At 67.5% G+C, this 9,166-nt stretch carries 9 protein-coding genes and 1 pseudogene; 2 read left to right on the top strand and 8 right to left on the bottom strand.

Features of this window, described 5'->3' with window-relative positions:
- From Q7W02_19645 to ffh, 8 genes and pseudogenes are all read right to left on the bottom strand, one after another.
- A partial coding sequence (locus tag Q7W02_19645) for an isochorismatase family protein (GenBank protein ID MDO8478367.1) occupies window positions 1–249 on the bottom strand: 249 nt, incomplete at its 3' end.
- 57 nt (window positions 250–306) lie between these two features.
- On the bottom strand, window positions 307–690 hold the full coding sequence (locus tag Q7W02_19640; protein MDO8478366.1) for a YraN family protein: 384 nt from the start codon (window positions 688–690) through the stop codon (window positions 307–309).
- 3 nt (window positions 691–693) lie between these two features.
- Window positions 694–1,308 (bottom strand): annotated as a pseudogene (locus Q7W02_19635) (ribonuclease HII).
- A gap of 33 nt (window positions 1,309–1,341) precedes the next feature.
- Window positions 1,342–1,716 carry a 50S ribosomal protein L19 gene (gene rplS, locus Q7W02_19630; protein MDO8478365.1) on the bottom strand — a complete coding sequence of 125 codons (375 nt, stop codon included), beginning with the start codon at window positions 1,714–1,716 and terminating at the stop codon, window positions 1,342–1,344.
- A 13-nt stretch (window positions 1,717–1,729) separates the two neighbouring features.
- Window positions 1,730–2,476: a tRNA (guanosine(37)-N1)-methyltransferase TrmD gene (gene trmD / locus Q7W02_19625; protein MDO8478364.1), complete on the bottom strand. Its 747-nt coding sequence runs from the start codon at window positions 2,474–2,476 to the stop codon at window positions 1,730–1,732.
- The gene (rimM, locus tag Q7W02_19620; protein ID MDO8478363.1) at window positions 2,473–2,997 is read right to left on the bottom strand and encodes a ribosome maturation factor RimM; all 525 of its coding nucleotides are present in this window, start codon (window positions 2,995–2,997) and stop codon (window positions 2,473–2,475) included. Before rimM ends, trmD begins: the two co-directional genes overlap by 4 nt.
- Window positions 2,998–3,003: 6 nt before the next feature.
- Entirely contained in the window at window positions 3,004–3,255 is a 252-nt protein-coding gene (gene rpsP / locus Q7W02_19615; GenBank protein MDO8478362.1) for a 30S ribosomal protein S16, read from the bottom strand.
- Window positions 3,256–3,328: 73 nt separating this feature from the next.
- Complete coding sequence (gene ffh, locus Q7W02_19610) at window positions 3,329–4,672, bottom strand: signal recognition particle protein (protein MDO8478361.1); 1,344 nt, start codon at window positions 4,670–4,672, stop codon at window positions 3,329–3,331.
- Window positions 4,673–5,012: 340 nt separating this feature from the next.
- Here ffh and Q7W02_19605 point away from each other — a divergent pair, with 340 nt between their 5' ends.
- Window positions 5,013–5,672 carry a hypothetical protein gene (locus tag Q7W02_19605; protein ID MDO8478360.1) on the top strand — a complete coding sequence of 220 codons (660 nt, stop codon included), beginning with the start codon at window positions 5,013–5,015 and terminating at the stop codon, window positions 5,670–5,672.
- Between the two features lie 113 nt (window positions 5,673–5,785).
- Complete coding sequence (locus tag Q7W02_19600; protein ID MDO8478359.1) at window positions 5,786–9,115, top strand: GAF domain-containing protein; 3,330 nt, start codon at window positions 5,786–5,788, stop codon at window positions 9,113–9,115.
- The last annotated feature ends 51 nt before the right edge of the window (window positions 9,116–9,166 follow it).

Genomic DNA, 9,166 nt, shown 5'->3' with positions numbered 1-9,166 from the left:
GCCGAACCCGCGGGGAGCGCCCGGGGCAGCCTTACGATGCTCGGGATGCAGCTCGCCCACCAGGAGAGACGCCCGCTCGGAATATGTGAACTCGGTAAAGAGGACGGGCAGGCGTTTCTCGCGGAAGAGATCGAGGAGGGTGCGGATCCGGGGAATGATGTCACGGGCAGGCGGCACTTCCATCGCCTCGCCCGGGTCGAGAAAGCCGCGCTGCATGTCCACCACGACCAGCGCCGTCTTCCCCGGCACCAGCTTCAGAGCCTCTTCAAAAACTTCTGCGCGGTCCACTTTGGACCGTCGCCCGCGTTACCAGGCGGCTACAGAAAAGGCGTTCGGGATGTGGCGGATGGCCTTGACGCCGCCCTCGTCGTTCACCACCACCGCCACCACGTCGAAGCGGCAGGGTTGCTCGCGCAGGCGCTTGGACCGGAGGTAGCTCTGCGCCAGCTTGCCGAGCTTGTTCTGCTTGCGCGTGTGGACGCCGGCCTGGGGCGGTGGCGCGTTCTCGATGTCCTTGCGCGTCTTGACCTCGACGAAGACGAGGGTCTTGCCATGCTTCGCGACGAGATCGATCTCGCCGACGCGCGTGCGGACGTTCTTCTCGAGGATGGCGTACCCGCAGCGCGTCAGGAAGCGGGCCGCCTCCTCTTCACCCTTGATGCCTGTGGCTTTCCTCGTGTCAATCGGCACGGTTCACTCCTTGCCTTGCGCGGATCCGAACAGATCCGGTTGTGCGACGCCCGTAAAGCTCCGGCGGTGCAGGGGACACGGCCCGTGAGCCAGCAGCGCGGCCCTGTGGTCGGCAGTCGGGTAGCCCTTGTGCCGCCCGAAGCCGTACTGCGGGTACTCCCGGTCCGCCTCTGCCATCATTCTGTCCCTCGCCACCTTGGCTATGATCGATGCGGCGGCCACCGTGGCCGACCGCTGGTCTCCCCTGACCAGGTTGCGCTGCGGGCAGCGCAGCCCCTCGAGCTTCACGAAGTCCGTCAGCACCAGCTCCGGCTCGACATCGAGCGCCGCGAGCGCCCGCCCCATGGCCCGCCGCGTCGCCTCGAGCACGTTGACCCGGTCGATGGTCGCCGCGTCCACCAGCCCGACCGCCACCGCCATCGCGCGGGCGCGAATGGCGGCGTCCAGCTCCTCCCGACCGGCCCGCGTCAGCCGCTTCGAGTCGTCCACGCCGTCGATCCGCGTGCCCGGTTTCAACACCACCACCGCCGCCACCACCGGCCCCGCCAGCGGGCCCCGCCCCGCCTCGTCGAGCCCGGCGACACGCGTGAGGCCGCGCCGCCACGCCGCCAGCTCGAAGCGATAGGGCGCGCCCGTGGCCGATGTCTCCCGCTACTCCGACCCGCCCGAGGCCGGCACCTGGACGATGCGCTTCTCCTTCAGGCGCGCCGCCTTGCCGGCGAGGTCCCGCAGGTAGTAGAGCTTCGAGCGCCGCACGGTAGCGCGCTTCATCACCTGGATCTTGTCGATCCGCGGCGAGTGCAGCGGGAATGTGCGCTCCACCCCCACGCCGTACGAGATGCGCCGCACGGTGAACGAGGCGCTGACCCCGTCGCCGCGCTTGCGGATCACCACGCCTTCGAAGACCTGGATCCGCTCCTTCTCGCCCTCGATCACCTTGACCGACACCCGGACCGTGTCGCCGGGCGCGAGGCCCGCCCGGTCCTTCTTCAGCTGTCCCGCTTCGACGATGCGAATGGCTTGCATGATTCGTGGCTCCTTACTCGATATAGTCCTCGGGCGGCCGGCCCTGGCTGAAGCCCGCCACCCACTTCTGCTCTTCAGGCGAGAGTTCCGCCGTCTCCAGCAGATCCCGCCGACGCTGCCACGTCCGCCAGACGGACATGACGCGCTTCCACCGTTCGATCCGGGCGTGGTCACCCGAGCGCAGCACTTCCGGCACGGCCCACTCCCTGAACACCTCGGGGCGCGTGTACTGCGGATGCTCGAGCAGCCCCCGCGAGAACGAATCCCGCGCCGGCGCTCCCTCGTCACCCAAGGCGCCGGGCAGGAGCCGTGTCACCGCTTCGCTGACCACCAGCGCCGCCGCCTCGCCGCCCGACAGCACGTAGTCGCCGATGGACAGCTCCTCGTCTACCAGGCGCTCGCGCACCCGCTCGTCCACGCCCTCGTAGCGCCCGCACACCAGCACCAGGTGAGGCAGCGTGGCGTACTCGGCCGCCACCTCTTGCGTGAACCGGCGCCCCGCCGGGTCGAGCAGAATGACACGCGCTCCCGGCGCCCTGAGCGTCTCGATGCACGCCGCGAGCGGCTCGGGCTTCATGATCATCCCGCCGCCGCCCCCGAAGGGCGTGTCGTCGGTCACGCGGTGCTTCCCCGGGGCGGAGTCGCGCAGGTTATGGACGCGGATGTCCACGATCCCGCGCGTGCGCGCGCGACCGACGATGGAGTCGCTGAGCGCCGGCTCCACCATCCCGGGGAACAGCGTGACGATGTCGATTCTCACAGCTCCAGGAGCCCCTCCGGCGGGTCGATGACGATCCGCCGCTCCGCCACGTTCACTTCCACCACGATCTCGGGCACCGCCGGCACCAGGTGCTCGCGGCCGCCGTCGGCCACCACCCACAGCGGCTGACCTTCGCTGCCCTCCACCCGCACGAACTCTCCGACGCGCCGCCCGTCACGCGTCTCCACCGCGGCGCCGGCCATCTCCCAGGGGTAAAAGTGCCCCTCGGGCGCGGGCAGCACGTCCTCCTGCGCTACCGCGAGCAGCCGTCCCGTGAACCGCCGGGCGTCTTCCGGCGAGGTCACGCCCTCCATCCTGACCAGCACCGTCTGCCCCTCGAAGCGGCAGGAGGCGATGCGGCAGGGCTCCCGCCGGTCGGGCACGGGCTCCCACAGCACGCACTCGGAGAGAGCCCTGAAGCGCTCCTTCGGGTGATCCGTGAGCGGCTTGACGCGCACCTCGCCCTGGAGCCCCCAGGGCCGGAGCACCTCTCCCACCGCGACGAGTGCCCCGGGCGCCACCCGTCGCTACGCCTTGGCGGCCTTCGCGGCGTGCGCCAGGAGGTGCTTCACGGTGTTCGACGGCTGAGCGCCCTTCTTGATCCACTCCGCCGCCTTCTCCGTGGAGATCTTGATAGTGGGCGGCTTGGTCAGCGGGTTGTAGTGCCCGATGACCTCGATGAAGCGCCCGTCGCGCGCCGCGCGCGAGTCGGCCACCACCACGCGGTAGGCCGGCTTCCGTGTCGTCCCGGTCCTTCTCAGTCGGATGTGTACCGCCACCTGTTCACCTCTTTCGTGTGGTTATCGAGGCCATGCCTGTTATCGAGCCAAGCCTGTTATCGGGCCACGCCTGTTACCTGGGCAGAAACGGCATGGCGCCCTTGAACTTGCCCATGCGCCCTTCCATCTGCTTGAGGCCTTTCATCATCTGCTTGAGCTGCGCGTACTGCTTCAGCAGCCGGTTGACGTCGGCGACCTGGGTGCCGCTGCCCTTGGCGATCCGCGCGCGCCGGCTGCCGTTAATGATCGTCGGCTTAACGCGCTCGTCCGGCGTCATCGAGCCGATGATCGCCTCGAAGCGCTTGAGATCCTTTTCCTCGCCCTTGAGCTCCTTCGGGAGACCCTTGGAACCCTTGAACATCGGCAGCATGTCCATGATCTGCCCGAGCGGCCCCATGGAGCGGAGCTGCTTCAACTGGGTGGCGAAGTCCTCGAGGGAGAAGCTCTCCTCGCGGATCTTCCGCGCCATCTCCTCGGCCTGGGAGGCATCCACGTGCGCCTGGGCCTTCTCGACCAGCGAGAGCACGTCGCCCATGCCGAGGATGCGCTGGGCCAACCGGTCGGGGTGGAAGGGCTCCAGCGCGTCCGTCTTCTCGCCGACGCCCACGAACGCGATCGGCCGCCCGGTCACCTCCCGCACCGACAGGGCCGCGCCGCCGCGCGCGTCGCCGTCCATCTTGGTCAGCACCACCGCGTCGATGCCCACCGCGGCGTTGAACTTCTCCGCGACCGTCAGCGCGTCCTGGCCCGTCATCGCGTCCACCACGAGCAGCACGTGGTGCGGTGCCACGTCCTTCTTGATCACCCGGAGCTCGTCCAGCATCTCCTCGTCGATGTGCAGCCGCCCCGCCGTGTCGAGGATGAGCGGCGAGAGCCCGCGCTGGGCCGCTTCGTCGCGCGCCGCGCGGCAGATGGCCGCGGGCTTCTGCGTCTCCTCGCCCAGCACGGGGATCCCGAGCTCCTTGCCCAGGCGGCGGAGCTGCTCGATGGCGGCCGGGCGGTAGACGTCGGCCGAGGCCAGGATCGGGTGCTGCCCCTGCTTCTGGAAATGCCGCGCGAGCTTGGCGGCCGAGGTGGTCTTGCCCGAGCCCTGGAGACCGACCAGCATGATGACCGTGGGCGGATGAGACGCCATCGCCAGGCGATGCCCCGAGCCGCCGAGCAGCTCGACCAGCTCGTCGCGCACCACCTTGACTACCTGCTGCCCCGGCGTGAGCGATGTGAGCACGTCCTGGCCCACGGCCTTGACGCGTACGCGCTCGATGAAGCCCTTGACGACCTTGAAATTGACGTCGGCTTCGAGGAGAGCCACGCGCACCTCGCGCAGGGCCTCCTGGATATTCTCCTCCGTCAGCCGGCCGTAGCCACGGAGCCGGTCGAAAATACCCGTGAGGCGCGAGGTAAGACTGTCGAGCATGGGGTCGCCCTGAAGTAGCCTTCAGGAAACGCCAAAGGATACTGATGGAGAGGGGAAAAGTCAAGACTACTTCAATACTTCCGAAGCACTCCTCAAATCCTTGGGGGCCTGGCCGGGGTCGGCTTGTCCCCCTGATACGGCCGTTGACGGGGCTCTCGGCCAGCCGCCGGCCGAACAAGGCCCTTATCTGGCGCACCTTTGGGTAGGCGTCGAAGGCCCAGCCCCACGCCGGCCTTGGCCCCCGTGAACGGCTCCCGCCCTTTGCGCCGGGGCTCCGGTTTGACCTCGCACCCGCGCTCTGTCAGGATCGGCGCGAAATGCCACGGTTCATCTGATCACCATGCCTCCTTCCGGCGTCCTCGGTCTTCTCCTCACCTTGGCCGGAATCCTCCTCCTGTTCGCCTTTGGGATGCCGTACCGCCTCCGAACGGGAGGCACGGTCAGCGCGGCACGCAAGTACGCCCTTCTCGGTTGGGCCGGCTTGGGCCTCATCGTAGCCGGGAGCCTGCTCCAGGCGTACCCGGGAGGGAGAGCGCCCGAACCCAGGCGCGACTTCGTCATTCGACAGCAGTCGGTTGCGCCCTTGCTTCCGCGCATCTGCGCCGAGACTGAGAGGCTCAAAGGGGAGCGGACCTGCTACAGGGATGAATGGAACGATCCGATCAAGGCGCTGGCCGCGAAGACGATGGGGCAGGAGGCCAAGGCAATCAACGGTGACTCGGAGGTGGAGTTTCCGGCGGATTCGATCGTGATCTATCCGGACGAGGGGAGCCGGGTTCTTTTCGAAGGGTGTAGAGCCCACGCCTGTCCGACGGCGAACGTCTACTTTCTTGTCACGCCTGACGGCACGGGCATGGACATCCTGTGGGGCTCGGAGCGCGGCGTGAGAGCGCTTGGACCAAACGCCGAGTTGTTGTCGGAGCGGAAGGTCTATGAGCGCCTCCAGGAGATCAAGTGCCGGAAGATGTATCCCAATCTCAATCCTTGCAAGCTTCGCTGAGGGGCGGGCGCTGATCGAGCCGCTTACGTCATCCTTGACCCTCTGGCGGCCTGCGGCTAAGCTCGCCGCTACTGTTCGATCGTTCCCGTCCCGGCTCGCTCGGAGGCCCTCGGATGAAGCGTTCCACCCAGCTCGGTGACCCCCAACCGATGCTGGCCGCCATCGCAAAGACGGCGGCCCGCCTCTGCGAGGCCAACGACGCCCTGATTCTCCTCGTCGAGGGCGACCAGTCGCGGCTGGTCGGGAGGTACGGGCGGCTTCGGGCGCTCCGGAAGCTGGGTGAGGTGAATCCGCTCACTCTCGACACGGTTTCGCACCGTGCGATTCTCGAACGGCGGACGATCCACGTCCGTGACCTCACCAAGACCGCCCGGGCCGGGTTCGTGGATAGCAGGGCGGCCCTGACTCCCCTTGGCGTGAGAACCGTGCTCGCGACGCCGCTCCTGCGCGACGGCGTCGCGATCGGGGCGATCGCCATTCGCCGCACCAAGGTGCGCCCCTTCACGCCCAAGCAGATCGCCCTGCTCAAGACCTTCGCCGATCAGGCCGCCATCGCCATCGAGAACGCCCGCCTGTCTCAGACGTTGGAGGCGCGCAACGCGGACCTAAGCGAGGCGCTGGAGCAGCAGACGGCGACGAGCGAGATCTTGCGGGTGATCAGCAGCTCTCCGACAGACGTGCAGCCGGTGTTCGACACCGTGGCGGAGAGTGCCGCCCGCCTCTGCGAGGCCCAGGACGCCAGCATCCTCCGCCGCGACGGCGACCGGCTCCTGCTCGTCGCCCATCACGGTCCGATCCCCTTTGGTCCCGTCGGCGAGACCTCTCTCCCGGTCGTCCGCGGGACGGTCAATGGTCGCTCGGTGCTCGACGCGCGGACCATCCATGTGGCTGACCTCCAGGCCGAGGTCGATCAGTTCCCAGAGGGCAGCGAGGTCGCACGGCACTTTGGCCACCGGACGGCGCTGAGCGTTCCGTTGATGCGAGGAAGCGTGGCCATCGGCTCGATCAGCCTCCGCCGCGCCGAGGTTCAGCCTTTCACTGAGAGGCAGGTCGCCCTGCTCCAGACCTTCGCCAACCAGGCCGTCATCGCCATCGAGAACGCCCGCCTGTTCAAGGAACTGCAAACCCGCAACGGCGAGCTGACCGAGGCGCTGGAGCAGCAGACGGCGACGAGCGAGATCCTGCGGGTGATCTCAAGCTCGCACACGAGCCTGGAGCCGGTGTTCAGCGCGATCTTGTCGAATGCGACGACACTCTGCGAGGCTAACCTTGCCGCGCTGTGGCGCTACGACGGCGAGTACCTTGTCCACGGCGCCGCGCACAACGCGTCGCCCGAGTTCGTGGAATTCATCAAGCGCAATCCCCAGCGGCCGAGTCCGGAGGGCCCCGCCCGTCGGGCTGCATTCGAGCGCCGCCCCGTCCACGTCGTCGACCTTCTGTCGGACCCGTCGTTTAAGTCGCGAACTCTCCTTCTGACCGAGCAGGCGCGGACGGTGCTGGCAATACCGCTCCTCCGCGAGCGCGCGCTCGTGGGGGTCATCATCCTGTGGCGGCGCGAGGTACGAGCGTTCACGGGCAGGCAGATCGCTCTCGTCCAGACCTTCGCCGACCAGGCCGTGATCGCGATCGAGAACGTGCGCCTGTTCAAGGAGCTGGAGGCACGCAACCGCGATCTCACTGTCGCCCTCGAGCAGCAGACGGCGACGAGCGAGATCCTTCGCGTGATCAGCCAGTCGCGGACCGATGTGCAGCCGGTCTTCGACACGATCGTCAGAAGCGCCGTGAGGTTGTGCGACGGCCTCTTCAGCGGGCTCTTGCAGTTCGACGGCGAGCTGATTCATTTTGTCGCCCATCACAACCACACCCCCGAAGCCCTTGAGGAGCTGCATCGCATATATCCTGCGCGCCCAACCCGGGCGCTGTTGCCAGGACGGGCGATCCTCGATCGCGCGGTTGTCCACATACCCGATATCGACCTAGATCCGGAGTTCCAGTATCAAGCGCTGTCCCGCGCGATCGGCTTTCGAAGCGGCCTCTGGGTGCCAATGCTGCGGGAAGGCACTCCCATCGGCGTCATCGTGGTGGCGCGCGCCGAGCCCGGGCCGTTCTCGGACAACGAGATCGAGCTGCTGAAGACCTTCGCGGACCAGGCGGTCATCGCCGTCGAGAACGTGCGCCTGTTCAAGGAGCTGCAGGCGCGGACCGGCGAGCTGACCCGCTCCGTCGAGCAGTTGACGGCGCTGGGCGAGGTCAGTCAGGCCCTCAGCTCGACACTCGACGTCGAGACAGTGCTCAACACGATCGTCTCCCACGCCAGCCAGCTGGCCGGCGCGGCCGGCTGCTCGATCTACGAGTACGATGAAAGCGCCGAGCAGTTTGAGCTGCGCGCGACCCACAACGACGACACGGAGTTTGTCGAGGCCCTCCGGGCGGTGCCTCTCCGGAAGGGCGAAGGGCTCATGGGGCGGGCGGCCGAGATGCGCGAGCCTGTCCAGATCCCCGACATCACCCAGCCCGGGGCCTACCAGAGCAGCGTCCGGGACACGCTCATCCGGTTCGGTTACCGGGCGCTCCTCTCCGTGCCCCTGCTCCGCGAAGACCAGATCATCGGCAGCCTGTCCTTCAACCGGAAGGCGCCGGGAGAGTTCCCTCCCGAGGTCATCGACGTCCTGAGAACTTTCGCCACGCAGTCGGCGTTGGCCATCCAGAACGCCCGGCTCTTCCGGGAGATCGCGGACAAGAGCCGGCAGCTCGAGGTCGCGAGCCGTCACAAGTCCGAGTTTTTGGCGAACATGTCGCACGAGCTGCGTACGCCCCTCAACGCGATCATCGGCTTCTCCGAGGTGCTGAACGAGCGCATGTTCGGCGAGCTGAACCCGAAGCAGGAAGAGTATCTGAAGGATATCCACGCCTCCGGACAGCACCTGCTGTCCCTGATCAACGACATCCTCGATCTCTCGAAGGTCGAGGCGGGGCGGATGGAGCTGGAGCTGACGGACTTCGACCTTCCCGCGGCAGTGGACAACGCCGTGACGCTTGTCCGGGAACGGGCCAGTCGAAAAGGCATCACGGTGCGAATTGCCGTCGAGGAGCAGGTCGGCACGATTCGGGGGGACGAGCGGAAGATCCGGCAGGTGCTCTTGAACTTATTGTCGAACGCGATCAAGTTCACGCCCGAGGGCGGCCGGATCGAGGTCGGGGCCGCGCTCAGGGACGGGGCCGTCGAGGTGTCGGTCAGCGACACGGGGGTCGGCATCGCGCCCGAGGACCAGGAGGCGGTGTTCGAGGAGTTCCGGCAGGTGGGGGCCAGCGCCGCGAAGCAGGAGGGGACGGGGCTCGGGCTCGCCCTCTGCCGGAAGTTCGTCGAGCTCCACGGCGGCAAGATTTGGGTCACCAGCGCGGTCGGGGCAGGCTCGACGTTTACGTTTCGCCTTCCCACCTAGTATCGGGGTCAGGTCTTGCATTCATACATTGCCTGCAGCCCCGCCCGCGAC

It is taken from the genome of Candidatus Rokuibacteriota bacterium (genome assembly GCA_030647435.1).
Lineage (GTDB): Bacteria > Methylomirabilota > Methylomirabilia > Rokubacteriales > CSP1-6 > AR37.
This window is presented reverse-complemented; position numbering and strand designations above follow the sequence as displayed.

Coding starts and splice junctions, on each gene's coding strand:
- Q7W02_19605 (MDO8478360.1), top strand. CDS start 5,013: ATGCCTCCTTCCGGCGTCCTCGGTCTTCTCCTCACCTTGGCCGGAATC.
- rplS (MDO8478365.1), bottom strand. CDS start 1,716: ATGCAAGCCATTCGCATCGTCGAAGCGGGACAGCTGAAGAAGGACCGG.
- Q7W02_19600 (MDO8478359.1), top strand. CDS start 5,786: ATGAAGCGTTCCACCCAGCTCGGTGACCCCCAACCGATGCTGGCCGCC.
- ffh (MDO8478361.1), bottom strand. CDS start 4,672: ATGCTCGACAGTCTTACCTCGCGCCTCACGGGTATTTTCGACCGGCTC.